The organism is Sphingosinicellaceae bacterium (assembly GCA_019285715.1).
Taxonomy (GTDB): Bacteria; Pseudomonadota; Alphaproteobacteria; order Sphingomonadales; family Sphingomonadaceae; genus Glacieibacterium.
Window position 1 is genome coordinate 1,779,068 of the sequence record CP079108.1, and the last position, 26,012, is coordinate 1,805,079.

The following is a 26,012-nucleotide window of genomic DNA, read 5'->3' on the forward strand; positions in this document are numbered from 1 at the left end:
GGTAGAACGAGGACACACAAGAATGCCCATCGACATCACCATGCCCGCGCTGTCCCCGACGATGGAGACCGGCACCCTGTCGAAGTGGCTGGTCAAGGTTGGCGACACGGTCAAGTCGGGCGACGTGCTCGCCGAGATCGAGACCGACAAGGCGACGATGGAGGTCGAGAGCATCGACGAGGGCGTCGTCCTCGAACTGCTGACCGCCGAGGGTACGGACGGCGTGCCGGTCGGGCAGGTGATTATGCGGCTGGGCGGGGAGGGGGAAGCTGCGGCACCTGCTCCGGCGAAGGCCCCCGAGGCGAAGGCTCCGGTGGAGCCTGAAGCGAAGGCCCCCACCCCCGGGGCCGACGCGAAGAGCGTCGTCTCTCCGCGCCCCTCCCCTGAAGGGGAGGGGGAGACTGCACCCTCCCCTTCAGGGGAGGGTCCGAGAGACGGCGCAGCCGGCCCGGGGGTGGGTTCTGCCCCCGCGGTCACACCGCCGCCCACCGCCTCCGCCGCCGACCGTGTCAACGCCTCCCCCCTCGCGCGCCGCCTCGCGCAGGCCCAGAACATCGACCTCGCCGCGGTAAAGGGCTCCGGCCCGAACGGCCGCATCGTCAAGGCCGACCTTGAAGGCGCGCCGGTCGCGAAGTCCAAGGGCAACGTCGACGCGGCGTTCCTGCGTCGCGCCGTCGACACGCCCACCGCCGCTGCGCCTAAACCCGAGGCCGCGCCCTCGCAGCCGAGTGCTCACGCCCCCGCCGCCAAGCCCGCCGCGCTGCCGCCCCCCGAGGGTGTCCCCGCCGAGGCGATCAAGCTCAGCAACATGCGGAAGACCATCGCGCGCCGCCTGACCGAGTCGAAGCAGACGGTTCCGCACTTCTACCTGACCGTCGACGTGCGCCTCGACGCGCTGCTCAAGCTGCGCGGTGAGCTCAACAAGTCGCTCGAGGCGTCGGGCGTCAAGCTGTCGGTCAACGACCTGGTGATCAAGGCGGTCGGCCTCGCGCTGACCCAGGTGCCGGACGCCAACGTGCAGTTTGCGGGTGACACACTGTACAAGTTCGGCCGCGCCGACATCTCGGTGGCGGTCGCGATCCCCGGCGGCCTGATCACGCCGATCATCCGCGACGCCGCCAACAAGCGCCTCAGTGTCATCGCCGCCGAGATGAAGGACCTCGCCGCCCGCGCCAAGGACGGCAAATTGCTGCCCGACGAATATAACGGCGGCACCGCGTCGATCTCCAACCTCGGCATGTTCGGCATCAAGCAGTTCGACGCGGTCATAAACCCGCCGCAGGGCCTGATCCTCGCGGTCGGTGCGGGCGAGAAGCGGCCCTATGTCGTCGACGATGCGCTCGCGATCGCCACCGTGATGAGCGCCACCGGCAGCTTCGACCACCGCGCCATTGACGGTGCCGTCGGGGCGCAGTTCATGGCGGCGCTGAAGGCGTTGATCGAGGCCCCGATGGGGATGCTGGCGTGAGCGAGACCTTCGACCTCGTCATCCTCGGTTCCGGTCCCGGCGGCTATGTCGCGGCCATCCGTGCCGCTCAGCTCGGCCTCAAGGTCGCGATTATCGAGCGGGAGCGGCTGGGCGGGATATGCCTCAACTGGGGGTGCATCCCGACCAAGGCGCTGCTGCGGACGTCTGAAATCTACCACTACATGCAGCACGCCGACGCCTACGGGCTGAAGGCGGACAACGTCAGCTTCGACCTCCCCAAGGTCGTCGAGCGGTCGCGCAAGGTTGCGGGGCAGCTCAATTCCGGCGTCAAGTCGCTGATGAAAAAGAACAAGGTCACCGTCGTCGAGGGCGAGGGGCGCCTGACCGGGGCGACGCAGGTCACGGTCAAGACCGGTGACCAGGAGCGGGTGCTCGACGCCAAGAATATCATCGTGGCCACCGGCGCGCGGGCGCGCGACCTGCCGGGCCTGCCGGCGGACGGGGTGCGAATCTGGACCTACCGCCACGCGATGGTGCCGCCGGAGATGCCGACCAAGCTGCTGGTCATCGGGTCGGGTGCGATCGGGATCGAGTTCGCCAGCTTCTACAGCGACATGGGCGCCAAGGTGACCGTGGTCGAGATGCTCGACCGCGTGCTTCCGGTCGAGGACGCCGAGATCTCTGCGCACATGCTGAAAACGCTTACCAAGCAAGGCATGACGCTCATCACCGGTGCGAAGGTCTCCGACGTCAAGCCGGGCGCGGACAGCGTTTCCGCGACGATCACCGGGGCCGACGGCAAGGCCGCGACGGATACCTACAGCCACGTCATCGTCGCAATTGGCATCGTCGCCAACACCGAAAACATCGGGCTGGAAGCGCTCGGCGTGAAGGTCGACCGCGGCCATATCCTCGTCGACCCCTACGGCCAGACCAACGTGCCCGGCCTGTGGGCGATCGGCGATGTCACCGGCCCGCCGTGGCTGGCGCACAAGGCGAGCCACGAGGGCATCGTCGCGGTCGAGAAGCTGGCGGGCGGCACCCCTCACGCCTTCGCGACCTGGAACATCCCGGGCTGCACCTACTCGCGCCCCCAGGTCGCCAGCGTCGGCTTGACCGAGGCGGCGGCCAAGGAAAAGGGCCACGAGGTCAAGGTCGGCAAATTCCCCTTTATCGGCAACGGCAAGGCAATCGCGCTCGGCGAGGCGGACGGCTTCGTCAAGACGGTGTTCGACGCCAAGACCGGTGAGTTGCTCGGCGCCCACATGATCGGGGCGGAAGTCACCGAGTTGATCCAGGGCTATGTCATCGCCCGCGAGCTCGAGACCACCGAGGCGGAGCTGATGGAAACCATCTTCGCGCATCCGACGCTGAGCGAGATGATGCATGAGAGCGTCCTCGGTGCGTACGGCCGCGCGCTGCACTTCTAGGCGCACGGCTCGTCGCAAAGTTGGCGAAACAGCCTTGCCGGTCTGCGCCAAAACCCTAGTTTGAAGGAGCGGACCGGGCCCCTCTGGCGTGCCTTCCCGGGCACGTGATGTCGGACCGCATCGGGTAGAACCGGTGCCACGCGTCGACGCCGGAACTGCCCTCCACTTCTGAGGAGAGGCGTTATGAACATCAAGCTTGTCGCGAAACTTCGGGCCCTGCACTTCCGGTTCGACCGGGAATTGCGCGCCGAGATCGCGCGTCGGATACCCGACGGCCGGCGCATCGCGACGCTCAAGAAACTCAAGCTGGTGATCAAGGACCAGCTTAGCCTGATCACGCCGCCGCGACCCGTTATGGCCTGACGCGCGGCCCGTGCTAGCTTCCTCGCCTCGCCACTCAGGCGGGGAGGGGAGGCGATGCGCGGTCCGATTGCCTGTCTGCCGATGTTGCTGCTGCTGACTGCGGCGGGCCCGGTGTCGCTTTCCGCCGTTTGTCCGAAAGCCAAGGGCGACGAGATCATCGTATGCGCCGATCCCGAGCCGCGGGAGTCGCCGTACCGGGCACCTTTGCGCGGCGGCCCACCGGAAGCGGGGACACGCGCCGCAATGAGCGTCAGCCGCGAGCGCAATGCCCTGTTCGACTACGACGCCGGCGGCAGCGTGCTGTGTTCGAACGTCGGCGCGGGCGGTATCTACGGCTGCGCCTTCAAGTCGTTCAAGGCCGGAGTCGAGCAACGGGCGAACGCGCGCGACTATCGCGGGCGGGTCTACGATGCGGACGGGAAATGAGCGATGCGGTCACCGTCCGCGATGCTGTCGCCGATGACATCGCGGCAATCACCGCAATCTATGCGCACCACGTCCTCACCGGCACCGCGACCTTCGAGATCGACCCACCCGACGCCGCCGAAATGGCGCGGCGCTGGCGGCAACACGCCGACCACGGCTGGCCTTATCTGGTCGCCGAACGCGGTGACGTCGTTGTCGGCTATGCTTATGCCGCACAGTTCCGCGACCGCGCGGCATATTCGCACACCGCGGAGACCAGCATCTACCTCGACCACCGCGGAATCCGGCGCGGCGTCGGGCGGATATTGCTTGGGGCGCTGCTGGAGCGGGGCACCGACTGTGGCTTCGATCAGTTCGTGGCGGTGATCGGCGATAGCGCCAACGCCGCTTCGATCGGACTCCACGCAGCCTGCGGTTTTGGGCACGCCGGAGTGCTGACGGCGGTGGGACGCAAGTTCGGGCGTGCGCTCGACGTCGTCTACATGCAGCGGGGCACAGGAACCGGAGGTGAAACCGCGTCGTTCTAGTGGCTTAGCTGCACGAGGCACGGTCATGGACACGCAAAGCACGCTCGGTTCGCTCAATCTTTTTACGCTGGTCGCGGTCTTCGTGGTCGTGCTCGGGATCGCGTTGTGGTACTTCCGCAAGAAGGAAAACCGGCATCCGATGGGCGAGAACGAGGGCATCAAGACCGACCTCGATGCCGCTGCCGCGAGGAACGAAGATCCGCCCCGCGCGCGCGACGCACGCTAGGTCGACACCCGATCCTTAAGCGTGGTGGTCGCCACCACGCTCTGATGCGTGAACAACCTCGAACCGCCCGCTCGCTTCATCGAGCACGCGCAGCGTTCCCTCCGCGATGCTGAACCATGCGCCCCGCAAGGTCAGTCGGCCCGCCGCGACGGCTTCGGCGACGAACGGGAAGCTCATCAGGTTGTCGAGGCTCAACCGGATCGCGGCCATTTCCAGCACTTGCTGGGCGTCGACATCGGGGTGTGCAGCGGCCGCGCGGACGGCGTCGGCGCGGGCTGGTTCGATCATTGCCATCCAGCTGTCGATGAAGCCGCCTTCGCCGGCCTTGGCCCCCTCGAAGCGCCCGCTGAGCGAGGCGGCGATGCCGCCGCACTGGCCATGGCCGAGCACGACGATCTCGGCGACCGCAAGCTGCGTGACCGCGAACTCGATCGCGGCGGAGGCGCCGTGCTGGCCCCCATCGGACTCGTAGGGCGGGACCAGGTTGGCGACGTTCCTCAGCACGAAGACCTCGCCCGGTGCGACGTCGAAGATGCGCGTCGGGTCGACCCGCGAATCGCTGCATGCGACGATCATTACCGGTGGCGACTGGCCCTCGAGGGCGAGCTTGTCGAAGCGGCCGCGCTGGATCTGGTATTCGCCGCCCCGAAAGCGCCGGTAGCCGTCGATGAGGGTGCTGAATGCGGTCATGATCCGCGGCGTTAACAGTCTTCGCGGGTCCCGCCAACTAGCGTAATAGCGCGACGCCGCAGTGGTTGGCAGGGGCGGGCACGCTCGCTATCTAGGGGCCGATGACCGAGCCCGTTCCAATCCCGATCGCCGCCCCCGCCGAGCCGCGCGCCCGCAAGCCCGACTGGCTGCGCGTCCGCGCGCCGACCTCGCCGGCGTTCGCCGAGACCCGCAAGCTGATGCGCCGCCTCAACCTCAATACCGTGTGCGAGGAAGCGGCCTGCCCCAACATCGGCGAGTGCTGGACCCAGAAGCACGCGACGGTGATGATCCTCGGCGACACCTGCACCCGCGCCTGCGCCTTCTGCAACGTCAAGACCGGCATGCCGCAGCCCGTCGACCTGATGGAGCCGATCCGCGTCGCCGAGGCTGCCGGCGAGCTTGGCCTGCAGCACATCGTCATCACCTCGGTCGACCGTGACGACCTGGCGGACGGCGGCGCGTCGCAGTTCGTCGCCGTCATCAACGAGCTGAGGAAGCGCGCCCCGAAGACCACTATCGAGATCCTGACGCCGGACTTCCGCAACAAGGCGGCCGCCGCGGTCGAGCGCATCGTCGGTGCGCGGCCCGACGTCTACAACCACAACCTCGAGACGGTGCCGCGCCTGTACCCGACGATCCGCCCGGGCGCGCGCTACTACGCCAGCCTGCGCCTGCTGGAGAGCGTCAAACGCCTCGACCCGACGATCTTCACCAAGTCCGGCCTCATGGTCGGCCTGGGCGAAGGCCGCCACGAGATGCATCAGGTCATGGACGACATGCGCTCCGCCGACGTCGATTTCCTGACCTGCGGCCAGTACCTCCAGCCCACCCCGCGCCACGCCAAGGTCATCGAGTTCGTCACCCCCGACACCTTCCGCGCCTACGCCAGCATCGCCCGCGCCAAGGGCTTCCTGCAGGTCGCGGCATCGCCGCTGACCCGGTCGAGCTACCACGCCGGCGACGACTTCGCGGTCATGAAGGCGTCGCGCGACAAGGCACTGACGAGCGTTCCCGCAAATGCCGCGGCATAGCGAGACGCGGGCGCTCCCGTACTCGGCGCAGCAGATGTTCGACCTCGTCGCCGACATCGGGCGCTACGACGAGTTCCTGCCGTGGGTGCAGGCGACGCGCATCATCGGGCGCGAGGCCAACATCGTGACCGCCGAGCTCATAGTGGGCTTCAAGATGGTCCGCGAGCGCTTCACCAGCCGTGTCACCCTCGACCGCCCGGCGCACATCCACGTCGACTATATCTCCGGCCCGCTGCGCTATCTCAAGAACGAGTGGGCCTTCCGCGACACTCCCGGAGGCTGCGAGATCGATTTCACCGTCGACTTCGAGTTCCGCTCGCGCCTGTTCGAGCGGCTGGCCGGCGTTTTCTTCGGCGAGGCCTTCCGGCGCATGGTCGCGAGCTTCGAGGCGCGCGCGAAGGCGGTGTATGGGGTCCCGGGCGGGGCGGTGGCGAGCGCGGGGTAGCGCACGTCGGTTCGCCGTCGAATTTCGAGTATCTCCGGGTTTGAATGGGGAACGGACGGGCCGCTATCGGGAGGCAGGTGGCTACCAGCAGACGCTCATTCATCGAGCCCGCAGCGTCCGATTTGCGCCCATTCTCGATATCGGCAGGCGCTGCCGCCGATCCCGAAAGCGGCCGATCGTTCACCCATGTGGCTTGTCGCTGAAGTATAACGAGTTAGTGCTAAGGCCATTGGAGCGGGCTGGGTAAGGCTGGTAGAGCGCGTTGGCGGAAAAGATTGCCGGTTTGGGGACAGGCGGAAGGAATGCGATGAACTCTGATCAGCCGTCCGACGAAAAGATAGCCTCTCTTTTTCGCTACAGACAACGTGTTATTTTGATGTCTTTCGATCTCTCTTATGGTCGATCTACAGCGCGAAGGCCTTGGACTACCGTATTTGGCATTACGGTCTTTCTGATATCCGTCGCTCTAGCTAGTATTCCTGCTAGCGCTACATCACCGCCACTTGAAGGAACATCACTAACGCGCGATTGCAGGACTTACGTAAGGCGGGCAAACCGGTTCGAAAAGCGAGACTTTGGCTTCAGGTTTGCCGAACGATCTGCTCTGAGCTTTCAGTTTCGCATAGAAGGCGAACCACTTGAACTAAATAAATACCCTGTAGCACTGACCCCAGCAGCCAGACTAGATTTAGCGAGTCGTCTTCGACGCGATGGACAACTCCGTGGCCCAGAGAGATCCCAGAGATTTGCTGACGTCGCCGGCCGGTTTAGTGGATGGATTCTAAGTGGAAAGATCGACTGCGGTTATGATGACATCTTTGATCGCGCTACCTTGATTACAAAAGTCATCTCTATAGTGCCTCATCAGCATAAGTCACGTCCTTAAAAGTCAACACCTCGATGCACTAATCGCCACAACAGTTTTCCGATTTCTTACTCGCCGCGTTTATGTCTACCTACTCGCCTCCCGACCGGCGGCTCAAATGTAACCGAGATTAGCCGGACCGAAATTTCGAAATCCCATTTTTGGAATTTAGCAGCGCTGCCCATTGAAACATGGACGGTCTTAGGTTCAAGATGTCATCAATGTGCGTTTCGCGCCGTCAGCAGCTTAGTCGAACCAGTTCGGATCCGCCGACGTGCAGATGTCTGCTTTTGCGAGTCGCCTTCTCGAAAGCCAACGTTCCGCTTACGGCCCCATTCCAGCCGCTGATCGACACCTGAACGAACGTCTGATGCTGGGAAGCGCTTGGGTCGGCGCGAACGTCCACCTGTGGGCGCAAGCGGACATCAACGAGCAAGCACTCTGCCCGGCAAACGATCCTTGCAATGTAGGAACCCATATGGTGTCTACTCGCCCATGACACACACCCTTACAGCCGCACCGGAAACCGTAACCCCGCTCGCCGTGCCCGACACGCGGGGCACCGCGCTGGGTACGCCGCTGACTCCCGCGACTTTGGCGGCGATGCTCGCCAATCGGCGGAAGCAGGACAATGGCTGGACCCCGATCAAGGTCGCGGCCTTCATCGAGGCGCTTGCCGAGACGTGCAGCGTCGTCAAGGCGGCGGCCTACGTCGATATGTCGACCGCTGCGGCCTATAAATTACGCAATCACCCCGACGCGCACGCGTTCCGCGAGGCGTGGGACGGCGCCACCGCGCCGCGCTTTGAGGAATTGACCGACATCGCCATGGGGCGAGTGCGCAACGGCGTCGACAGGAACCGCTGGTGGCACGGCGAGCTGGTCGGGGTCGACACCGTCTACAGCGACCGCTTGCTCATCCACATGCTGAACCGGTGCGATCCCGACCGGGTCGCCGCGCTGCGGGCCGCGGCCGACGCGGTGCCCGCACCGGCGTCGCTGCCGATGACCGAGGATTTCATCGTCGCCGCCGCCACCGCGACCGGTGCGCTCGGCTGGGACCCGGAGGCCGATGTCGACAACCTGGTCTACGACGACGACCTTGAGGCCGCGATGGTCGAGCAGCGCGTCGTCCGCGAGGCTGCAGCCACCGAGGCGGTGCGGCTGCGCGCGCTGTGCGATGCTTCGCCGAAATGCGAACCGGAGGACACGCGGCGCGCCGAGTTCAGGGCCGCGCAGAACCGTGTCGCGGTGGGCGAGCCCGGTAGCGGCGATTTCGACCGCATGCTCGTCGAGGATGCGGAGTTCGACCGCGAAACCGACCGCCTCTCGCGGCTGCTTACTCTGACAACTCTCGGCCACGGTCGGCCTCAGCCCATGAAATCGAGCAGCGCCGACAGCGTCTCCTCGGGGGCTTCCTCGGGCAGGAAATGACCGCCCGGAACGCCGTGGCCGCGGAGGTCGGGGGCATAGGCGCGCCACACCTCCAGCGGGTCGCCATAGGCTTGCCCGACGAGCCCGCGCTTGCCCCATAACAGCAGCACCGGGCACTCGATATGGCGGCCCGCGGCGAGGTCGGCGGCATCGTGCTGGCGGTCGATGCCGGCTCCGGCGCGGTAGTCCGCGCAGCTCGCGTGGACCCCCTCGGGCGTGCCGAAGCAGCGGTGGTATTCGGCCAGAGCTTCGGAGGTGAAGGCTCCCGACGCGCCCGACCAGGCACCGAACACGGTGTCGAGCCAGAAGCCCGGGTCGGCACCGATCATCGTCTCGGGCAGCGGGCGCGGCCGGGCGAGGAAGAACCAGTGGAAGTAGGCCGCAGCGATATTGGCGTCGATGCGGTCGAACACCGTCTTGGTCGGCACGATGTCGAGCAGGGCGAGGCGTTCGACGCGCTCCGGGCTGTCGAGCGCCATGCGGTAGGCGACCCGCGCGCCGCGGTCGTGCCCGGCGACCCGGAAGCGGTCGTGGCCGAGGTCCGCCATCACCGCGACCATGTCGGCGGCCATGATGCGCTTGGCATAGTTGCCACCGCCGCTGTCGACCTGCTCGGGCTTGGCGCTATCGCCGTAGCCACGCAGGTCGGGGGCGACGACGGTGAAGCGCTCGGCGAGGCGCGGCGCGATCCGGTGCCACATGGCGTGGGTCTGCGGGTAGCCGTGGAGCAGCAGGAGCGGGGGCCCGGAACCGGCGATGGCGGCGTTGATCTCGACGCCCTCGGCCTCGAAGCGCCGCTCGGTGAACCCGCTGAGGAGGGTCACGCCTCGACCAGCCGGAGCAGCTTACGCTCCATCGGAGCGAGTACGGCGCGGAGTTCATGTCCGCGCTTGAGCACCGCGCCGGCCTCGCCGATCAGGGCGTATTCACCCTGCTTGAGGCGGAGCGACGGGTCCTTGACGACCTGGACCTCGGGCCGCTCGCTGGCACGGCGGAAGGCCGAGAACACCGCGCGGTCGCGGCCGAGCTCGATGGCGTAGTCGCGCCAGCGCCCGGCGGCGACCATGCGGCCGTACAGGTCGAGGATGACGTTGAGTTCGAGACGGTCGAAGACGGTCTGCCGCGCGGGCGTAACCGGCAGAGGCACGATGTTCGACAGCTTCAGCCGGCCTGGCGCTGGTCGTCGTTGGTGCCGCTGGTTCCGTCGCGCGTGAGCTGGTCGAGCCGGCCGCGCAGCGTCTCGAGCTCGCAGCGCAGGATCTCGAGCTTCTGGGTCTCGGGGTCGAAGCGCTGGCTGCACGGGGTGCCGTAGGGCATGAACGCGGTGTAGGTCTCGGCATCGACGACGACGGCGCGCGCCGGGATGCCGACCATCGTCGCGCCCTCCGGCACGTCGCGGGTGACGACGGCATTGGCACCGACGCGGGCGCGTGCGCCGACGTCGATCGGCCCGAGCACCTGCGCGCCCGAGCCGATGATGACGCCGTCGTTGAGGGTCGGGTGGCGCTTGCCGGGGATGCCGTTGGCCGGGTCGGTGCCGCCGAGCGTGACGCACTGGTAGATGGTGACGTTGTCCCCGATCACAGCGGTCTCGCCGATGACGACGAAGCCGTGGTCGATGAACAGGTTGCGGCCGATGGTGGCGCCCGGGTGGATGTCGATCGCGGTCAGGAAGCGGGCAGTGTGGTTGACGACGCGGGCGATGAAGAACAGGTCGGCGCGGTAGAAGGCATGCGCGATCCGGTGCATCCCGAGCGCCCAGACTCCGGGGTACAGCAGGATTTCCCAGCGCGAGCGGGGAGCAGGATCGCGGGCCTTCACCGAGGCCAGATAGTCGCCGAGCGCCATGTCTTGTCTCCGCCACGTACCCACGTTGGGCCGCCGCATTCGCGGGTCAGCATAAAGGCTTGCAGACCGTTCCGCCAGTGCGGCGAAGAGAGGAACGTCGGACCGGCCCAGGGGTTCATTAGGCAGCCGATCAAGGCTTCGAATTTTAGGAGGTTGCGATGAACGATGACAAGCGTTTTGGGCAGCAGCAGAGCCAGACGGGCAGCGATACGGACGGCCGCAGCCCCGAGTACCGTGACAACCTGACCGTGCAGGACGAGACCAAGGCGGCCGGCAGCAGCGGCCTCGGTGGAGCGACCGTCGGCGGCATCGACCAGCCGTCGACCGACTTCAACGACACCGCAACCGGCGCACATGCCGGGGGCACCGGCGCGGCGACGACCGGCGCATGGTCGACGGACAAGGACCGCCCGGCGACGACAGCCAGCGGCACGTCGGGCGGCTATGGCAGCGGGAGCACCGGCACCGGCCTCGGTGGTACCAGCGCCACTAGCACCGGCATGGGCGGCCGTGACACCGAGACCGACCTAACCACCGGGCGCGACTACGAGTCGGCGGACACGGCCGGTCTGTCGGGCCGCGATCCCTCCGCCCGCGAGTTCGGCGACAACATCGATGGGCTCGGCCGCGACCAGACGGACCGCGTCACCGCCGACGAGACCGGGACGCTGATCTCAGCTGACAAGGTTCAGGGCACCGCAGTCTACGACGGCAACGGCGAGCGCCTCGGCACCATCGACTCGCTGATGCTCAACAAGCGCTCGGGCAAGGTTGCCTATGCGGTGATGTCGTTCGGCGGCTTCCTCGGCATCGGCGAGCGCTACCACCCGCTGCCGTGGGACAAGCTGACCTATGACATGGACAAAGGCGGTTACAACGTTGGCGCAACGCAGGACGAACTGCGCTCCGGCCCGACCTACACCCGCGACGAGCTTGACGACTTCGGCGACAATGGTCGCCGCGACGAGGTCGACGACTATTACGGCGGGTCGGCGCTCGACGGCGGCATCACGCGCTCGGGCGGCATCCCGATCGTCTGAACTTCGGACTGCGTTGACGGGGAAGGCCGCTCCTTGAAGGGGCGGCCTTTCTCGTTTCAAAAGCCGTGGCTATGGTGCCCGCCAATCGATTGGGGAGATACCGATGAAAGCTGTGCTGTGCGTCGAACATGGGCCACCCGAAAAGCTGGTGGTGCGTGATGTCCCGACGCCCGAGCCCGGCCGCGGCCAGGTCCGCATCAAGGTCCATGCCGCCGGCGTCAACTTCCCCGACACGCTGATTATCCAGAACCTCTACCAGTTCAAGCCGGCCCTGCCGTTCACCCCCGGCGGGGAGGCGGCCGGCGTCATCGATGCGGTCGGCGAGGGCATCGAGGACCTGAAGGTCGGCGACCGCGTCGTCGCGATGATCGGCAACGGTGCCTTCGCCGAGGTCGTTGTCGCCAACCGCGCGCAGGTGGTGCCGATCGCCGGCGACATGCCCTTCGACGTCGCCAGCGGCTTCACCATGACCTACGGCACCTCGCACCACGCCCTCAAGCAGCGCGCCCGGCTCCAGCCCGGCGAGACGCTGCTGGTGCTCGGCGCGGCCGGGGGCGTCGGGCTGACCGCGGTCGAGCTCGGCAAGCTGATGGGCGCCAAGGTCATCGCCGCCGCCTCGACCGAGGAGAAGCTCGCCGTCTGCCGCGAGTACGGTGCCGACGAGACCATCAACTATGCCACCAGCAACCTCAAGGACGAGGTCAAGCGCCTGACCGGTGGCAAGGGCGTCGATGTCGTCTACGACCCCGTCGGCGACCGCTTCGCCGAACCCGCCTTCCGCGGCATAGCCTGGAACGGCCGCTACCTGGTCGTCGGCTTCGCGGGCGGCGAGATCCCGTCGCTGCCGCTCAACCTGCCGTTGATCAAGGGCGCGTCCATCGTCGGCGTGTTCTGGGGCGCCTTCACCCAGCACGAGCCTGCGCTCCACCGCGAGAACATGGCCGAGCTGCTCGGCTGGTTCAACGCGGGCAAGCTCAAGCCCCACATCAGCAAGCACTTCAGCCTCGACGACGGTCCGAAGGCGATCCGGTGGCTCATGGACCGCAAGGCGACGGGGAAGATCGTGCTGGACGTGGGCTAGGCTACCACCGCGCCGCCGCCGCGTCGTCGCTCGCCTTCGCCTCGACCCAGCCGGCGCCTGCCTCATGCTTCCAGAACGGGGCGCGGGTCTTGAGCCAGTCCATCAGGAAGTCCGCCGCCTCGAACGCAGCCGCACGGTGCGAGGCGGCGACCGCGACCAGCACGATCGGGTCGCCGGGGGTCAGCGTGCCATAGCGGTGAATGACGGTTCCGCCGAGCAATGGCCAGCGCGCGTCCGCCTCGTCGGCGACGGCGCGTAGCTGAGCCTCCGTCATCCCGGGATAATGCTCGAGGGTCAGTGCGACGTCGCGAACCAACCCGGTGAAGGTTACGACAGCGCCGATGTCGGTGCGCCCTGCGGTCAGGGCGGCGGCCTCGAACCCGAGGTCGAACGGCTCCACCTGAACCCGGACCTCGATCATCCGCCGGTCACCGGCGGGAAGATGGCTATCTCGCGGGCTCCCCCAATCGGCGTGTCGGCGCGGGCGAAGGCTTGGTCGACGCCGACCCGGACTGCGCTGCGGTCGGCGAGCGCCGCAGCATGCCCAGCCGAGCGCTCGGCCAACCAGTCAAGCAGGTCGGCGACGGTGCGCAGCGCCGCGGGCAGCGCAAGCTCCTCCTCCGACACCCCGATCCGCTCGCGGACCCAGGCGAAGTACAGCAGCTTCGTCACGCCATGTGCTTGAGGCCGACGCGGAGGTAGTCGTACCCGGTGATCAGCGTCAGGCCCGCCGCCAGCCACAGGCAGACCAGTCCGACCTCCATCGCCGGCAGCCACGCCAACTGCGGGAGGCCGTGCGTGCCGGCCAGGATCAGCGCCCCCAGTGCGACCATCTGGAAGGTCGTCTTCCACTTCGCCAGCGCGCTGACCGGCAGCGACACCTGCAGGCTCGCCAGGAACTCGCGCAGGCCAGAGACGGTGATCTCGCGGAGCAGGATGATCAGCGCGGCGATCACCGACCAGCCGTGGACGATACCGCTGTGGACCAGCATGACGATCGTCGCGGCGACCATGATCTTGTCGGCGATCGGGTCGAGGAACTGGCCGAGCTTGGACACCGTCCCCGCCGCCCGCGCCAGGTAGCCGTCGAGATAGTCGGTCGCGCCCGCGACGCTGAATACCACGAACGCCGCCAGCCACGGACCCCAGCCGGGCGTCCACATCAGGACGACGAGCAGCGGTACCGCGAAGATGCGGCTGAGCGTCAACAGGTTCGGCAGGCTGGACAACACCGGGCTCGCATAGGCTAAGGGACAGGTCGGCTCAAGGTTCGGGCGCAAGGTTCGGGAGAGATCATGCTGGTCAGCGAAGCAGTGGCGTCGCGACGTTCGGTCCGCGGCTTTCTACCAACGCCAGTCGACCCGCTCGTGATCCACCGCGTCATCGAGCGCGCCGGGCGCGCGCCGTCGGGCGGCAACCTCCAGCCGTGGCATATCGATGTCGTCGCGGGCGCGCCGCTGGACGCGCTTAAGACGTTAATGATGACCAAGGTCGCCGAGAACCCCAAGGGCGAGCCGACCGAGTACGACATCTACCCGAAGGAACTTCCCGAACGGCACAACCGCTACCGCTTCGAGGTCGGCGAGGACCTGTACGGTGCGCTCGGCATCCCGCGCGAGAGCAAGCGCGAGCGGCTGATGTGGTTCGCCCGCAACTTCCAGTTCTTCGGTGCTCCCGTCGCGCTGTTCTGCTCGGTCGCCCGCACCATGGGGCCGCCGCAGTGGAGCGACCTCGGCATGTACCTGCAGACGGTGATGCTGCTGCTCCGCGAGGAGGGCCTCGACAGCTGCCCGCAGGAATGCTGGGCGATCTATCCCCAGACCATCCGCGCCTTCCTGGACATTCCGGAGGAGCGGATGCTGTTCACCGGCATGGCGATCGGCTTCAAGGACACCGCCGACCCGGCCAACTCCATGGTGCCGCGGCGCGCCGACGTCGCCGAATACGCGACCTTCCGGGGGTTTTGAGCATGACCGCTGAACTCTGGTCACGCCTCGGCGTAGCGCGTGACCGGCTGGCGAACGCATCGCTGCCGGCGCTGTTTGAGAGCGAGCCCGACCGCGTCGCGAAGATGTCGGTCGACGTCGCCGGGCTCCACCTCGACTTCTCCAAGCTCGCGCTCGATGCCGCCGTCGTCGCCGATCTCGCCGCACTGGCCGAGGCGAGCGGCCTCGCCGACCTGCGCGCTCGCCTGTTCGCGGGCGAGGTCGTCAACCCGAGCGAGAACCGCGCCGCCACCCACCCGCACGAGCGCGGCAGCGGCTCCGGCCCGGCGCTGGCTGTTGCCGCCGAGGGCAAGGCGGCGATGCGAGCGGTCGTCGAGCGTCTGCGCGGCGACGGTACGCGGCACATCCTCCACATCGGCATCGGCGGCTCCGCGCTCGGCCCGGCGCTGCTGGTCGATGCCCTCGGCCACGGCGGTGACGGCCCCACCATCGAGATCGTCGCCAACATCGACGGCGTCGCCCTCGAGCGCGCCGCCGCCCGATGCGACCCGGCGACGACGCGGATCATCGTCGTCTCGAAGACCTTCACGACGCAGGAGACGATGACCAACGCCGCCTCCGCGCTCGACTGGCTGGCCGCCGCCGGCATCGCCGAGCCACGCTCGAAGGTCGTCGCGGTCACCGCCGCGCCCGACAAGGCCAGGGCCTGGGGCGCCGCCGACGTGCTGCCCTTCGCCGAGACTGTCGGCGGGCGCTATTCCCTGTGGTCCGCGGTCGGCCTGCCGCTCGCACTGCGCTGCGGCTGGAGCGCGTTCGAGGAGCTGCTCGCGGGGGCTGCCGCGATCGATCGTCACTTCGCCGACGCCCCGTTCGAGCGCAACGCTCCGGCGCTGGCGGGAGCCTTCGATGTCTGGGCCGCGAGCGTGCTCGGGCAGGGCGCACGCGGCGTCTTCGCCTACGACGAGCGCCTGCGCCTGCTGCCGTCGTTCCTGCAGCAGCTCGAGATGGAGTCGAACGGCAAGCGCGTCGCCCGCGACGGCCGCCCGCTCGACCGCCGCACCGCCCCCGTCACCTGGGGCGGCACCGGCACCGATGCCCAGCACGCGGTCTTCCAGCTCCTCCACCAGGGCAGTCTCAGCGGCCCGGTCGAGTTCGTCGCGGTCAAGGAGCCCGGCCACGCGCTCGGCGGCGACCACCACGCCCAGCTGCTGAGCAACTGCTTCGCGCAAGGCGCGGCCCTGATGCGCGGCCGCACCCATGAGGAAGCACTGGCCAAGTCCGGCGGCAACCCCGCGCTGGCGGCGGCGAAGACCTTCCCCGGCAATCGGCCCTCGACGACGATCCTGCTCGACCGCCTCGACGCCCGCACGCTCGGCAGCCTGCTCGCCTTCTACGAGCACCGCACCTTCACCGCCGCCTGCCTGCTCGGGATCAACCCGTTCGACCAATGGGGCGTCGAGCTCGGCAAGGAAATGGCCAACGCGATGGGCGAGGGGGGTGAGTTCGATGCTTCGACGACGGCGCTGATGCGGCGGGCGGGCTTGTAGGGGGCAGTCCAGATCCGCTTTCGCCCAATGGCGGACCTTAGCCTGTCGAGATAATGATCAAATATGATCGACCTGCTGCATGAGTATTGGGCAAACGACGATGGTGACAGCGAGTTCGGCCCAGTTCGCGAACGAACCGACCAGCTACGTCCGACACTAACCCCAGGAGCGCGGCTTGTTTTTAGCCTCCAAGCGTCTTCGTGGCACCAAGCGATGCAGCTGTATAATGAGCGGCTTGGTTACGGAGAATATCAGCCCACCCAAGGAGTGCCTGACCACCTTTATTCCGACGACGAAGCGGCGGAGCAGGCCGCTTACCTTCGGGGCCGCAGCGTCAGCTAACCACTCACTAACGGTCACTCGATCTGGATACTGACAGAAGCCGATCGCGAACCTTGTGTCCTACAAATGTACTGGAGTGGTACACGAGGGGATGATACATCAAGCCAAACTCCCTCGGCTCGCCTCCCTCTCCATGGGGTTGGTGAGCGCGGAGCTCTTGTTGCCGTGCCGCGGAAGAGCTTGCGAAGTGGTTCGCACCGATCAAGCTTCCCGAAGAAGGCAGGGGCAGGAAGATGGTCGCACAACAAAACTCTCGCTGGGCGTGGACTAGTGTCAACGTTGACCCGCTACTCGGAGTCGAATTTGCCGCTCGCCGGCTCCTGCCGGTGACGCCCGCCCTGCTCAGTCGTCGAGCGCCGCGTACACCATCGTCCGCACCTCGCGCCGGACCGGGTAGGTCGAGCTCGGGATCAGCTGGGTCATGAACACCACAGCGAGGTCCTCGACGGGATCGCACCAGAAGAACGTGCTTGCGGCACCGCCCCAGAAATAGTCGCCGTCGCTGCCCGGCATCAGGGTCTTCGACGCCCTGGTCGAGGTCGCGAAGCCGAGGCCGAAGCCGACGCCCTCGTACTGCGCCTCGCTGAACAGAGACACCGAAAGCGCCGGCAGGTCGACGCCGCCGGGCAGGTGGTTGGCGGTCATCAGGTGGAGCGTCTTGCGGCTGATCAGGCGCTCGCCCGACGCGGTCTTGCCGCCGGCCAGCATCGCCTGAGCGAACTTCATGTAGTCGCCCGCGGTCGACACGAGCCCGCCGCCGCCCGAGACGAACCCCGGCGGCTGCAGGTACGAGGAGGTCGCCGGATCGTCCTGGAGTTCGAGCCCGCCTTCCTTGGTCGGCTGGTAGCAGGCGGCGAAGCGGTGGCCCTGGCCCTCGGCGACGTTGAAGCCGGTGTCGGTCATGCCGAGGGGGTCGAGCAGGCGCCGCTGCAGGAACGCCTCGAACGGCTCGCCCGCGACCTTGCCGACGAGATAACCGACGACGTCGGTCGCGACCGAGTAGTTCCACTTGTCGCCCGGAGAGAACTCCAGCGGCAGCCTGGCCAGGTTGGCGATCATGTCGTCGAGGGTGCCGGCCTTCTCGATCTCGCCGATCTTGGCGGCGCGGTAGGCGGCGTCGACGTTGGTGCGGAGCTGAAAGCCATAGGTCAGGCCCGCGGTGTGGCGGAGCAGGTCGACGACCAGCATCGGGCGCTTGACCGGGGTCGTCTGGAAGCCGGTGCGGTGAGTGCCGGCGGCGAACACGCCGAGGTTCTTCCACTCGGGGATGTAGCGGTGGACAGGGTCGTCGAGCGCGATCTTGCCCTCCTCGACCAGCATCATCAGCGCCACCGAGGTCAGCGGCTTGGTCATCGAGTAGATCCGGAACAGCGTGTCCTCGGCGAGTGCCACGCCGCGCTCGACGTCGGCCATGCCCCTGACCCCGAGGTGCGCGACCTCGCCGCGACGGGCGACCATCGTCAGCACACCGGGCAGGCGCCCGGTCTGGACATATTTCTGGTCGAGGAAGTCGTCGATCGCGGCGAGACGCTGGGGGTCGAAACCGAGTGCGTTGGGCATGGCGGTCCTGATGCTGCGGGCGGGTGCGGCGACGGCTGGCCTAGAGCGTCGGCTGGTCGAACCGGCGCGGCGAGACCTCGGCGTGGAGCTTGAAGATCGCGGTCGACCCGGTGGTCTTGCACAGCCCCGGCACGACAGCGTGGACAACGCAGGCCGCACTCGCCCGCGCCAGTTTGGCAGCGGTGCCAAGCGAGGCGCGCATGTGTTCGAAATAGCTCTCGCCGACGGTGCGCGGATGATCGACGAACAGGCGGGCAAGCATTGGCAGCTCCGGTGTCGGGCGTCCGCCTGCTATCGCCGATTGGCACACCGGTGCCAAGTGATGACAGCGGCGCGCGGCTTCGCTAGGACGGCGGCGCGGGCGATTAGCTCAGTTGGTAGAGCGCTTCCTTTACACGGAAGATGTCGGCGGTTCGAGCCCGTCATCGCCCACGTTCCCCGCGAGCCGATAGGACGAGTGCCGATACCGGAGCGCCATTATTGCGACTCCGTAAGGTCGATTAACACTCGTGAAAGTCTCCGTTGCAGCGCAGCAACACCCGGTGACGCTTGCAAAAACCCGATACGCAACGATCCGCAATTTGTCGCTCAACTGTAATATTTTCGAGCCAGATACGGGGCATCGAACGCAGCGACGGGCGGGGGCCGAGCTCCGCCCAAGCGCAAGAACAACAGTGTTTCAAGGGGCTTTACAGTGTGTAACCTTCGTCTTGGCTGCGCTTTAGCAGCCCTCCTCGTCGTGCCCGGAATGTCGCTGGCGCAGTCGACCGGCTCGCAGGCGCTTGACGAGATCGTCGTCACCGCAGCAAAGCGAGCAGAGACCGTCATCGTCGCTGAATCCGCGCCGAAGTCGCGCACCTCGATCGGCGCCGACTTCATCCAGAAGCAGCAGCCGGGCCAGAGCATCCTGCAGTCGCTCAACCTGACGCCGGGCTATAACTTCACCAATAACGACGCCTACGGCAACTCGGGCGGCAACGTCCGCATCCGTGGCTTTGATGGCGCGCGCATCTCGCTGACCCAGGACGGCATACCGGTCAACGACACCGGCAACTACTCGATCTACTCGGGCCAGCAGGTCGACCCCGAGCTGATCGAGCGCGCCACCGTCAATATCGGCACCACCGACGTCGACAGCCCGACCGCGAGCGCCGCCGGCGGCACCATCAACTACGTCACCCGCAAGCCGACCAAAGACCCGGGCGCGATGGTGCAGGGCACCTACGGCGAGGAGAACTACCGCCGCGTCATCGGCATCCTCGACAGCGGCGAGTTCGGCCCGTGGCACACCAGCGCCTGGGTCTCCGGCAGCTACGCCAAGTACGACAAGTTCAAGGGCCCGGGCAGCGAAGAGAAGTACCAGGCCAACTTCCGCGTCTACCAGCCGATCGGCAGCAGCGGCGATTTCGTCAGCGTGATCGGCAACTACACCCGCAACCGCAACAACTTCATCCGCAACCTGCGGCTCAGCGAGTATTTCACTGACCACGATATCGACCGTGTCGACACCTGCGTCCGCCCGACCCCCGGCGCGGGCGTCCAGGACGAGCGCCCGACCGGCAGCGGCGTACCCGTCGCGGGCAACAACGGTGCCAACAACCAGTCGTGCCAGGGCACCACGATCGGTGCCGACAGCGGCTACTACAACCTGTTCATCAACCCCTCGAACACCGGCAACATCCGCGCGCAGGGGCGCTTCACCCTTGCCGACGGGCTGACGCTGACGGTCGACCCGTCGTACCAGTACACACTGGCCAACGGCGGCGGGAACGAGGTCGTCGCCGAGACCGATCCGCGCCTGCAGGGCAGCGTCTTCAACGGCGCGACTGCTGCCACCCGCATCGCCCGCGGCGTCGACCTGAACGGCGACGGCGACATCAGCGACTTCGTCCGCCTGTACCGTCCGAACAACACCCAGACCAACCGCTACGGCGTCAATGCCTCGCTGATCTACGAGTTCAGCGACCAGCACCGCATCCGCTTCGCCTACGCCTTTGACTACGGCCGCCACAAGCAGACCGGCGAGTTCGGCTTCCTCGACCAGAGCGGCAACCCGGAAAGCGTCTTCGGCGGCCACGGCTCCGACCCGGTGCTGACCCTCGACGGCAATCCTCTGCAGAACCGCGACCGCTTCTCGATCGCCCAGCTCAACCAGTTCTCGGGCGAATACCGCGGCAAGTTCTTCGACGAAAAGGTGGAGGTGAACCTCGGCGTCCGCGCTCCTTTCTTCCGCCGCGAGCTTAACCAGCATTGCTACACGATCTCGGCATCGAACTCGACGCCGGGCGTTGCGCAGGCCTCGGGCTCGGGCTTCGCCTTCTGCACCGCGGCGGCCGAGGCGCAGCTGCTCAGCGCCGGCTACAAGATCGTCGACTTCGGCACCCCCAACACCGGCACCGCCGTCGGCGCGCTGCGGCGGCCGTTCAGCGCGGTGATCAAGTACGACAAGGTGCTGCCCAATGTCGGCGTCTCGTTCAAGCCGTGGGACGGTCACCAGATCTACGTCAGCTATGCCGAAAGCCTGTCGGCGCCGCGCACCGACGACCTGTACGACATCCAGCTCTCGCTGGTGAAGCCGGAGACTACCAAGGCCGTCGACCTCGGCTACCGCTACCAGCGCGGCGCCGTGCTGGCGAGCGGTGCGATATACTACAACCGCTTCGACAACCGCATCGTCCGCGCCTTCGACCAGGACCAGGGCATCAACCTGGTGCGCAACGTCGGCCGGGTCGACTTCTACGGCTTCGACGGCCAGGCGGGCTTCGAGCCGATCAAGCACGTCTCGCTGTATGGGACGTTCTCGTACACCCACACCGAGGTCAAGAGCGACTTCCAGTCGGGCGTCACCTCGGCGGCACTCGGCAGCCTGCCGATCATCGTGCCGACCAAGGGCAAGCAGCTCGTCGAAACCCCCAAGTACCAGTGGGGCGCCCGCGCGCAGTACGAAGGCCGGGTGTTCGAGATCGGCCTCGACTTCAAGCACGTCGGCAAGCGCTTCGGCACCGACGTCAACGACGAGGTCGTCTCCGGCTACAACGTCGTCGACCTCGACGCCCGCCTGAAGCTCGACAAATACCTCCCAGGCGCCTTCATCCAGGTCAACGTCAGCAACCTGTTCGACGAGAAGTACCTCGGCTCGATCAGCAGCACGACCAACGTCAACCCGATCGCGGCCACGGCGACCACCGGAGCGGTGTCGGCCGGCGGCTTCCCGACCTACGCGGTCGGCTCGCCGCAGACGGCTTCGGTGACGCTGCGGGTGGCGTTCTAGGGGGGACGCCGCCGCGATCGTCATCCCCGCGAAGGCGGGGACCCATCACCACTGACTGCTGGGGTGATGGGTCCCCGCCTTCGCGGGGATGACGGCGGTGGATGGAAAGGCGAACTCGCCCCGCGACCCCCGCGACCCCCGCGACCCCCGCGCCCTATCGCCCCGCCGACCCCCCGCGCTATAGACTGGCGCAATGTCCGACCCCGCCTCCCTCGCCGAGATCGCCGCCGCGCTCGCCGGCCAGCGCCTGCCTCCGGTCGAGAGCTGGCATCCGACCCACTGCGGCGACAGCGACATGCGGATCGCCGCCGATGGCACCTGGTTTCACGCCGGCACGCCGATCGGCCGCCGCGAGCTGGTCAAATTGTTCTCTACCATCCTCCGCCGCGAGCCCGACGGCGGCTACGTTCTCGTGACGCCGGGCGAGAAGCTCGACATTGCGGTCGAGGACGCTCCGTTCATCGCAGTCGCAGCCACCGTCGAAGGGGAGGGAGAAGGCGTGCAGATCGCGCTCCGCCTTAACACCGACGACCATGTCATCGCAGGACCCGGCCATGAACTCCGCGTCGAGACCGCCACCGACGGCACGCCGCGCCCTTATGTCCATGTCCGCCGCGGCCTCGATGCTCTGGTCAACCGCGCGACCTTCTACCAGCTCGCCGACCTCGCGCTCGCGGTCGATCCGCCCGGCGTCTGGAGCGGCGGCATGTTCTTCCCATTCGGCCCCGCGGCGTGAGCCTCAAATCAAAAGTGCCAGCGTGAGCTTGGCCGAACGGTTGCGCCCAGCGGTCGGGCCGGGTCTGGCGAGCTATGGCGGCGACTGGGCCGTCAGCGCCGAGCGCGTCGAGAAAGGCCGCATCCTGACCGATGCCGCGGTTCTGATTGCCGTCATCGACCGGCCCAATCCGACGCTGCTGCTGACCCGGCGCGCCGCGCACCTGCGCCGTCACGCCGGGCAGGTCGCTTTCCCCGGCGGCCGCATCGACCCTGAGGACGACGGCCCCGTCGCGGCTGCGCTGCGCGAGGCGTTCGAGGAAGTTGCGCTGCCCACCGACCGCGTCGAGGTCGTCGGTATCACCGACCTCTACGAGACCGGCACAGGCTATTCGATCACCCCGGTACTCGCGGTGATCCCGCCCGACCTGCCGCTGGTCGCCAGCCCCGACGAGGTTGCGGCACTGTTCGAGGTCTCGCTCGACCACGTCCTTGACCCCGCCAACCACCAGCGCCGCACCGGAGAATGGCAGGGCCGCGAGCGGCGCTTCTACGTCATCGCCGCTGACGGCCATGAGATCTGGGGCGCGACCGCGGCGATGCTGGTCAACCTGTCGCGGCGGCTGGCGTGACCGTGCCGATCCTCCCCGAGCAGCCTTGGCTATCGGCTCCGGCGACCCGCGCGGTGGTCGCCGCGCTGGGCTCCGGCAATGCCCGCATCGTCGGCGGCGCGGTCCGCGATGCGCTGCTCGGCCTGCCGGTGCAAGACGTCGACATAGCGACCCCGCTGGCGCCGGGCGAGGTCATCAAGCGGCTTACCGCGGCCCGGCTCAAGGCAGTCCCGACCGGCATCGCCCACGGCACCATAACCGCGGTTGCGCTCGGCCACACCTTCGAAGTCACAACGCTGCGCCGCGATGTCGCTACCGATGGACGTCATGCGACCGTGGCCTTCTCGACCGAGTGGCGCGAGGACGCGGCGCGGCGCGACTTCACCATCAACGCGCTCTACGCCGACCCCGATACCCGCGAGATCAGCGACTGGTTCGGCGGGCTGGGCGACCTCGAGGCGCGCCGTGTCCGCTTCATCGGCGATCCCGAGACCCGCATCGCCGAAGACCATCTTCGCATCCTGCGCTTCTTCCGCTTCCACGCCCGCTTCGGCCGCGGCGAGCCCGACGCCGAGGGGCTGGCCGCCTGCACCGCTCACGCCAACGATTTGCTCGCTTTGTCGCGCGAGCGCATCCGCGACGAGGTTTCCAAGCTTCTGGCCGTCGTCGACCCGGTGCCGGTGGTCGGCACCATGCTGCGCGCCGGTATCCTCGCCCCGGTGCTGTCGGAGATCGCCGATCTTGACCGCCTGCAACGCCTTATCGCTACGGAGGCCGGGCAGGGCGCTCCGGTGTCATGGCTGCGACGGTTGGCGGCGCTGCTGCCCGCCGACCCGATTGTCCTGGAGGACATTGCCATCCGCCTGCGCCTCTCGAACGTCGACCGGCGGCGACTGGTCGCGATGGCGGCGCCCGCCGGGCCCGACGTGCTCGCTGAGGCCTATTGGGACGGCATCGACGCCGCTCGCGACCGCCGCCTGCTCGCGGGTGCGGACGCCGATCCGCGGCTCGCGGGCTGGGCCCGGCCCAAGCTCCCCGCCAGCGGCCGCGCCCTCATCGCCCGGGGCCTCACGCCCGGTCCCGAGGTCAGTCACAAGCTCGGGTGGTTCGAGCGGCAATGGGTCGCGGCGGGCTTCCCCGCCGAGTTCGACGACCTCCTCGACCGCGCGGTGCGCGAGGGCTAGCACTCGACCCGACCATTCCCCGGGGGTGGGGGGAGCCGGTGAGCCTCGGTTGCTCGTACGCCCCCGACAGGGTAGCATCGCGCTCAAGTGACCGGTGCGGCAACCCCTGCACCGGCGAAGTCGAGGCGATGATCATGCCGATGTTTGCCGGGGTCGGCGGGGAGGTTCCCGCGCCCGGGGTCTTCTCGTCCGCGAAGGCAAGGTCGCGCACCTATGGCGCGCTCGATCTCGGTACCAACAACTGCCGCCTGCTGATCGCCCGGCCGTCGGGCAGCGGCTTCACCATTGTCGATGCCTTCTCGCGGATTGTCCGCCTCGGTGAAGGCCTCGTCCAGTCAGGCCGGCTGTCGGACGCCGCGCAGGACCGTGCCGTCGATGCGCTGCGCATCTGTGCCGACAAGCTTGGCCGTCGCGGCGTCTTCATCACGCGCAACGTCGCTACCGAGGCCTGCCGGCGCGCCTCCAACGGGGCCGCCTTCGTGGACCGCGTGTTCGACGAGACCGGCATCGCCCTCGACGTCATCACCCCCGCCGAGGAAGCGCGGCTGGCGGTGCTCGGCTGCCAGACCCTGATCCATGCCGACGGCCCGCCGGCGCTGGTCTTCGACATCGGCGGCGGCTCGACCGAGCTCAGCCTGGTCCGGCTCGATGCGTTCGGCGAGGCCCAGATGATTGCCTGGACCAGCGTGCCGTGGGGTGTCGTCTCGCTCGCCGAAACCGAGGCGATCGTGCTGCCCCCCGCCGAGCGCGGTCCCGCCTTCGACCGCATGAAAGCGTTGGTCACCAGCCACTTCGAGCGCTTTGCGGCCGAAGTCGCGGCGGCCGAGCCGGGGCCGCTGCAACTGCTCGGCACCAGCGGCACGATCACCACGCTGGCCAGCGTCCACCTCGGCCTCGCGGCCTATGATCGGCGTCTGGTCGACGGCTGCTCGGTCGCGACCGATGCGCTTCGCGATATCGCTACGATGCTCAGTGACCGCTCGCCGGTCGAGCGCGCCGAGGTCGCCTGCATCGGCCACGAGCGCGCCGACCTCGTCGTCGCCGGCTGCGCGATCCTGATGGCGATCCTCGACGCCTGGCCCGCCCAGCAGGTCCGCGTCGCCGACCGCGGCATCCGCGAGGGCATATTGCGGACCCTGATGAACCTGGGGCTACGCGGATGAGCCTGCCGGGAAGCAAAGGCGGCAGCGGCAAGGGCGGGGGCAAGGCTGGCGGCGGCGGCAGTCCGGGGAGCGGCGGCGGCTCGGGCCGCTCGCAGGGCGGCAAGACCCGCGTCCTGACCGCCAAGAAGCGCACCAACTCGTCCAACCGCTGGCTCGCCCGGCAGCTCAACGACCCCTACGTCAAGGCGGCCAAGGCGGCCGGTTGGCGCAGCCGCGCGGCGTTCAAGCTGATCGAGCTCGACGAGCGCTTCAACCTGCTCAAGCATGCTGACCGGGTCATCGACCTCGGTGCGGCTCCCGGCGGCTGGTGCCAGGTCGTGCTGCAGGCCCGCCCGAAGGCGACCATCGTCGCGATCGACCTGCTGCCGATGGAGCCGATCGCGGGCGTCACCATCTTCGAGAAGGACATCCTCGACGACGATGCGGAGGCTGTACTGCGCGCGGCGCTCGGCGGCAGCGCGCAACTGGTGCTCAGCGACATGGCGGCAAACACCGTCGGTCACCGCATGACCGACCACATCCGCACCATGGCACTGGTCGAGACCGGCCTCGCGTTCGCTATCGACATGCTCGCGCCCGGCGGCGCGTTCGTCGCCAAGGTGCTGGCAGGCGGTGCCGACCCGGGTCTCGTTGCCGAGCTCAAGCGCCACTTCGTCGACGTCAAGCACGCCAAGCCTCCCGCCAGCCGCAAGGATTCGAGCGAGTGGTACGTCGTCGCGCAGGGCTTCAAGGGGCGGGTCGTCGAGGCTGATGCCGACCCCGAGACAGAGCTTGCGTCTGACGACGAATGACGGGCATTCAGCCCGCACCAGCGTCCC

Annotated in this window: 29 protein-coding genes and 1 tRNA gene; 21 read left to right on the plus strand and 9 right to left on the minus strand. The window is 67.6% G+C overall.

Annotated elements, in window-relative coordinates:
- Nucleotides 1-22: 22 nt before the first annotated feature.
- The 6 genes from KX816_08290 (at nucleotide 23) to KX816_08315 (ending at nucleotide 4,401) form a co-directional block, all read left to right on the plus strand.
- A complete protein-coding gene (locus tag KX816_08290) occupies nucleotides 23-1,468 on the plus strand; it encodes a pyruvate dehydrogenase complex dihydrolipoamide acetyltransferase (protein ID QXQ07974.1) in 1,446 nt (481 codons plus the stop codon).
- Nucleotides 1,465-2,859, plus strand: coding sequence for a dihydrolipoyl dehydrogenase (gene lpdA / locus KX816_08295; protein QXQ07975.1), 1,395 nt, complete (start codon nucleotides 1,465-1,467; stop codon nucleotides 2,857-2,859). Before KX816_08290 ends, lpdA begins: the two co-directional genes overlap by 4 nt.
- A gap of 183 nt (nucleotides 2,860-3,042) precedes the next feature.
- On the plus strand, nucleotides 3,043-3,222 hold the full coding sequence (locus tag KX816_08300; protein ID QXQ07976.1) for a YdcH family protein: 180 nt from the start codon (nucleotides 3,043-3,045) through the stop codon (nucleotides 3,220-3,222).
- 81 nt (nucleotides 3,223-3,303) lie between these two features.
- Entirely contained in the window at nucleotides 3,304-3,648 is a 345-nt protein-coding gene (locus KX816_08305) for a hypothetical protein (GenBank protein ID QXQ07977.1), read from the plus strand.
- Nucleotides 3,645-4,175, plus strand: coding sequence for a GNAT family N-acetyltransferase (locus KX816_08310; protein ID QXQ07978.1), 531 nt, complete (start codon nucleotides 3,645-3,647; stop codon nucleotides 4,173-4,175). Before KX816_08305 ends, KX816_08310 begins: the two co-directional genes overlap by 4 nt.
- Before the next feature lie 25 nt (nucleotides 4,176-4,200).
- Nucleotides 4,201-4,401 (plus strand): hypothetical protein, encoded by a 201-nt coding sequence (locus KX816_08315; protein QXQ07979.1) that lies wholly within the window; start codon nucleotides 4,201-4,203, stop codon nucleotides 4,399-4,401.
- A gap of 15 nt (nucleotides 4,402-4,416) precedes the next feature.
- Here the strand turns inward: KX816_08315 and KX816_08320 are convergent, their stop codons facing one another.
- A complete protein-coding gene (locus KX816_08320; protein ID QXQ07980.1) occupies nucleotides 4,417-5,091 on the minus strand; it encodes a carbonic anhydrase in 675 nt (224 codons plus the stop codon).
- 101 nt (nucleotides 5,092-5,192) lie between these two features.
- On the opposite strand from KX816_08320, the gene lipA reads away from it, so the two are divergent.
- The 3 genes from lipA (at nucleotide 5,193) to KX816_08335 (ending at nucleotide 8,887) form a co-directional block, all read left to right on the plus strand.
- Nucleotides 5,193-6,143, plus strand: a complete 951-nt coding sequence (lipA, locus tag KX816_08325) for a lipoyl synthase (GenBank protein QXQ07981.1) — start codon at nucleotides 5,193-5,195, stop codon at nucleotides 6,141-6,143.
- Nucleotides 6,130-6,588, plus strand: a complete 459-nt coding sequence (locus KX816_08330) for a type II toxin-antitoxin system RatA family toxin (GenBank protein ID QXQ07982.1) — start codon at nucleotides 6,130-6,132, stop codon at nucleotides 6,586-6,588. The genes lipA and KX816_08330 overlap by 14 nt, the downstream gene beginning before the upstream one ends.
- Before the next feature lie 1,360 nt (nucleotides 6,589-7,948).
- Nucleotides 7,949-8,887, plus strand: coding sequence for a hypothetical protein (locus KX816_08335; GenBank protein QXQ07983.1), 939 nt, complete (start codon nucleotides 7,949-7,951; stop codon nucleotides 8,885-8,887).
- On the opposite strand, the gene KX816_08340 is transcribed toward KX816_08335, so the two are convergent.
- From KX816_08340 to KX816_08350, 3 genes are all read right to left on the minus strand, one after another.
- Nucleotides 8,824-9,588: an alpha/beta hydrolase gene (locus KX816_08340; protein ID QXQ08462.1), complete on the minus strand. Its 765-nt coding sequence runs from the start codon at nucleotides 9,586-9,588 to the stop codon at nucleotides 8,824-8,826. The two genes, KX816_08335 and KX816_08340, sit on opposite strands and share 64 nt — an antisense overlap.
- A gap of 119 nt (nucleotides 9,589-9,707) precedes the next feature.
- Nucleotides 9,708-10,046 carry a DUF2794 domain-containing protein gene (locus tag KX816_08345; GenBank protein QXQ08463.1) on the minus strand — a complete coding sequence of 113 codons (339 nt, stop codon included), beginning with the start codon at nucleotides 10,044-10,046 and terminating at the stop codon, nucleotides 9,708-9,710.
- Nucleotides 10,047-10,048: 2 nt separating this feature from the next.
- Nucleotides 10,049-10,735: a serine acetyltransferase gene (locus tag KX816_08350; protein ID QXQ07984.1), complete on the minus strand. Its 687-nt coding sequence runs from the start codon at nucleotides 10,733-10,735 to the stop codon at nucleotides 10,049-10,051.
- Between the two features lie 500 nt (nucleotides 10,736-11,235).
- On the opposite strand from KX816_08350, the gene KX816_08355 reads away from it, so the two are divergent.
- Together KX816_08355 and KX816_08360 are read left to right on the plus strand one after the other, a co-directional pair.
- A complete protein-coding gene (locus KX816_08355; GenBank protein QXQ08464.1) occupies nucleotides 11,236-11,775 on the plus strand; it encodes a PRC-barrel domain-containing protein in 540 nt (179 codons plus the stop codon).
- A 103-nt stretch (nucleotides 11,776-11,878) separates the two neighbouring features.
- Nucleotides 11,879-12,856, plus strand: coding sequence for an NADPH:quinone oxidoreductase family protein (locus KX816_08360; protein QXQ07985.1), 978 nt, complete (start codon nucleotides 11,879-11,881; stop codon nucleotides 12,854-12,856).
- 1 nt (nucleotide 12,857) lies between these two features.
- Here KX816_08360 and KX816_08365 read toward each other — a convergent pair whose 3' ends face one another.
- From KX816_08365 to pgsA, 3 genes are read right to left on the minus strand one after another with little or no spacing between them, the layout of a single operon-like run.
- Nucleotides 12,858-13,277: a molybdenum cofactor biosynthesis protein MoaE gene (locus KX816_08365; protein QXQ07986.1), complete on the minus strand. Its 420-nt coding sequence runs from the start codon at nucleotides 13,275-13,277 to the stop codon at nucleotides 12,858-12,860.
- Nucleotides 13,274-13,528 carry a molybdopterin converting factor subunit 1 gene (gene moaD / locus KX816_08370; GenBank protein ID QXQ07987.1) on the minus strand — a complete coding sequence of 85 codons (255 nt, stop codon included), beginning with the start codon at nucleotides 13,526-13,528 and terminating at the stop codon, nucleotides 13,274-13,276. Before moaD ends, KX816_08365 begins: the two co-directional genes overlap by 4 nt.
- Entirely contained in the window at nucleotides 13,525-14,085 is a 561-nt protein-coding gene (pgsA, locus tag KX816_08375) for a CDP-diacylglycerol--glycerol-3-phosphate 3-phosphatidyltransferase (protein ID QXQ08465.1), read from the minus strand. Before pgsA ends, moaD begins: the two co-directional genes overlap by 4 nt.
- 66 nt (nucleotides 14,086-14,151) lie before the next feature.
- Between pgsA and KX816_08380 the strand changes: the two genes are divergently transcribed.
- The 3 genes from KX816_08380 (at nucleotide 14,152) to KX816_08390 (ending at nucleotide 16,691) form a co-directional block, all read left to right on the plus strand.
- Nucleotides 14,152-14,823: a nitroreductase gene (locus KX816_08380; protein ID QXQ07988.1), complete on the plus strand. Its 672-nt coding sequence runs from the start codon at nucleotides 14,152-14,154 to the stop codon at nucleotides 14,821-14,823.
- A gap of 2 nt (nucleotides 14,824-14,825) precedes the next feature.
- Complete coding sequence (gene pgi / locus KX816_08385) at nucleotides 14,826-16,349, plus strand: glucose-6-phosphate isomerase (GenBank protein ID QXQ07989.1); 1,524 nt, start codon at nucleotides 14,826-14,828, stop codon at nucleotides 16,347-16,349.
- A 63-nt stretch (nucleotides 16,350-16,412) separates the two neighbouring features.
- Nucleotides 16,413-16,691: a hypothetical protein gene (locus KX816_08390; protein ID QXQ07990.1), complete on the plus strand. Its 279-nt coding sequence runs from the start codon at nucleotides 16,413-16,415 to the stop codon at nucleotides 16,689-16,691.
- 342 nt (nucleotides 16,692-17,033) lie between these two features.
- On the opposite strand, the gene KX816_08395 is transcribed toward KX816_08390, so the two are convergent.
- Both KX816_08395 and KX816_08400 read right to left on the minus strand, forming a co-directional pair.
- Nucleotides 17,034-18,251, minus strand: coding sequence for a beta-lactamase family protein (locus KX816_08395; GenBank protein ID QXQ07991.1), 1,218 nt, complete (start codon nucleotides 18,249-18,251; stop codon nucleotides 17,034-17,036).
- A 40-nt stretch (nucleotides 18,252-18,291) separates the two neighbouring features.
- Complete coding sequence (locus tag KX816_08400; GenBank protein ID QXQ07992.1) at nucleotides 18,292-18,513, minus strand: hypothetical protein; 222 nt, start codon at nucleotides 18,511-18,513, stop codon at nucleotides 18,292-18,294.
- A gap of 97 nt (nucleotides 18,514-18,610) precedes the next feature.
- On the opposite strand from KX816_08400, the gene KX816_08405 reads away from it, so the two are divergent.
- The 7 genes from KX816_08405 (at nucleotide 18,611) to KX816_08435 (ending at nucleotide 25,985) form a co-directional block, all read left to right on the plus strand.
- A tRNA-Val gene (locus tag KX816_08405) sits at nucleotides 18,611-18,683 on the plus strand.
- A gap of 262 nt (nucleotides 18,684-18,945) precedes the next feature.
- Nucleotides 18,946-21,522, plus strand: coding sequence for a TonB-dependent receptor (locus tag KX816_08410; GenBank protein ID QXQ07993.1), 2,577 nt, complete (start codon nucleotides 18,946-18,948; stop codon nucleotides 21,520-21,522).
- Nucleotides 21,523-21,715: 193 nt separating this feature from the next.
- Complete coding sequence (locus KX816_08415) at nucleotides 21,716-22,258, plus strand: DUF1285 domain-containing protein (protein QXQ07994.1); 543 nt, start codon at nucleotides 21,716-21,718, stop codon at nucleotides 22,256-22,258.
- Nucleotides 22,146-22,868: a CoA pyrophosphatase gene (locus tag KX816_08420; protein ID QXQ07995.1), complete on the plus strand. Its 723-nt coding sequence runs from the start codon at nucleotides 22,146-22,148 to the stop codon at nucleotides 22,866-22,868. The genes KX816_08415 and KX816_08420 overlap by 113 nt, the downstream gene beginning before the upstream one ends.
- On the plus strand, nucleotides 22,865-24,031 hold the full coding sequence (locus tag KX816_08425; GenBank protein QXQ07996.1) for a CCA tRNA nucleotidyltransferase: 1,167 nt from the start codon (nucleotides 22,865-22,867) through the stop codon (nucleotides 24,029-24,031). Before KX816_08420 ends, KX816_08425 begins: the two co-directional genes overlap by 4 nt.
- A 128-nt stretch (nucleotides 24,032-24,159) precedes the next feature.
- Nucleotides 24,160-25,194 (plus strand): Ppx/GppA family phosphatase, encoded by a 1,035-nt coding sequence (locus KX816_08430; protein ID QXQ07997.1) that lies wholly within the window; start codon nucleotides 24,160-24,162, stop codon nucleotides 25,192-25,194.
- Nucleotides 25,191-25,985: an RlmE family RNA methyltransferase gene (locus tag KX816_08435; protein QXQ07998.1), complete on the plus strand. Its 795-nt coding sequence runs from the start codon at nucleotides 25,191-25,193 to the stop codon at nucleotides 25,983-25,985. Before KX816_08430 ends, KX816_08435 begins: the two co-directional genes overlap by 4 nt.
- Nucleotides 25,986-26,012 lie beyond the last annotated feature (27 nt).

Bases quoted from the DNA above. Each gene is read 5' to 3' on its own strand.
- KX816_08305 (QXQ07977.1), top strand. From the start codon at position 3,304: ATGTTGCTGCTGCTGACTGCGGCGGGCCCGGTGTCGCTTTCCGCCGTT.
- KX816_08365 (QXQ07986.1), bottom strand. From the start codon at position 13,277: ATGATCGAGGTCCGGGTTCAGGTGGAGCCGTTCGACCTCGGGTTCGAG.
- KX816_08415 (QXQ07994.1), top strand. From the start codon at position 21,716: ATGTCCGACCCCGCCTCCCTCGCCGAGATCGCCGCCGCGCTCGCCGGC.
- KX816_08435 (QXQ07998.1), top strand. From the start codon at position 25,191: ATGAGCCTGCCGGGAAGCAAAGGCGGCAGCGGCAAGGGCGGGGGCAAG.
- lipA (QXQ07981.1), top strand. From the start codon at position 5,193: ATGACCGAGCCCGTTCCAATCCCGATCGCCGCCCCCGCCGAGCCGCGC.
- KX816_08320 (QXQ07980.1), bottom strand. From the start codon at position 5,091: ATGACCGCATTCAGCACCCTCATCGACGGCTACCGGCGCTTTCGGGGC.
- KX816_08330 (QXQ07982.1), top strand. From the start codon at position 6,130: ATGCCGCGGCATAGCGAGACGCGGGCGCTCCCGTACTCGGCGCAGCAG.
- KX816_08300 (QXQ07976.1), top strand. From the start codon at position 3,043: ATGAACATCAAGCTTGTCGCGAAACTTCGGGCCCTGCACTTCCGGTTC.
- KX816_08400 (QXQ07992.1), bottom strand. From the start codon at position 18,513: ATGCTTGCCCGCCTGTTCGTCGATCATCCGCGCACCGTCGGCGAGAGC.
- pgi (QXQ07989.1), top strand. From the start codon at position 14,826: ATGACCGCTGAACTCTGGTCACGCCTCGGCGTAGCGCGTGACCGGCTG.
- KX816_08395 (QXQ07991.1), bottom strand. From the start codon at position 18,251: ATGCCCAACGCACTCGGTTTCGACCCCCAGCGTCTCGCCGCGATCGAC.
- KX816_08315 (QXQ07979.1), top strand. From the start codon at position 4,201: ATGGACACGCAAAGCACGCTCGGTTCGCTCAATCTTTTTACGCTGGTC.
- KX816_08335 (QXQ07983.1), top strand. From the start codon at position 7,949: ATGACACACACCCTTACAGCCGCACCGGAAACCGTAACCCCGCTCGCC.
- KX816_08310 (QXQ07978.1), top strand. From the start codon at position 3,645: ATGAGCGATGCGGTCACCGTCCGCGATGCTGTCGCCGATGACATCGCG.
- KX816_08420 (QXQ07995.1), top strand. From the start codon at position 22,146: ATGCTCTGGTCAACCGCGCGACCTTCTACCAGCTCGCCGACCTCGCGC.
- KX816_08350 (QXQ07984.1), bottom strand. From the start codon at position 10,735: ATGGCGCTCGGCGACTATCTGGCCTCGGTGAAGGCCCGCGATCCTGCT.
- KX816_08340 (QXQ08462.1), bottom strand. From the start codon at position 9,588: ATGTGGCACCGGATCGCGCCGCGCCTCGCCGAGCGCTTCACCGTCGTC.
- KX816_08380 (QXQ07988.1), top strand. From the start codon at position 14,152: ATGCTGGTCAGCGAAGCAGTGGCGTCGCGACGTTCGGTCCGCGGCTTT.
- KX816_08355 (QXQ08464.1), top strand. From the start codon at position 11,236: ATGGGCGGCCGTGACACCGAGACCGACCTAACCACCGGGCGCGACTAC.
- KX816_08360 (QXQ07985.1), top strand. From the start codon at position 11,879: ATGAAAGCTGTGCTGTGCGTCGAACATGGGCCACCCGAAAAGCTGGTG.
- KX816_08390 (QXQ07990.1), top strand. From the start codon at position 16,413: ATGATCGACCTGCTGCATGAGTATTGGGCAAACGACGATGGTGACAGC.
- KX816_08430 (QXQ07997.1), top strand. From the start codon at position 24,160: ATGATCATGCCGATGTTTGCCGGGGTCGGCGGGGAGGTTCCCGCGCCC.
- KX816_08290 (QXQ07974.1), top strand. From the start codon at position 23: ATGCCCATCGACATCACCATGCCCGCGCTGTCCCCGACGATGGAGACC.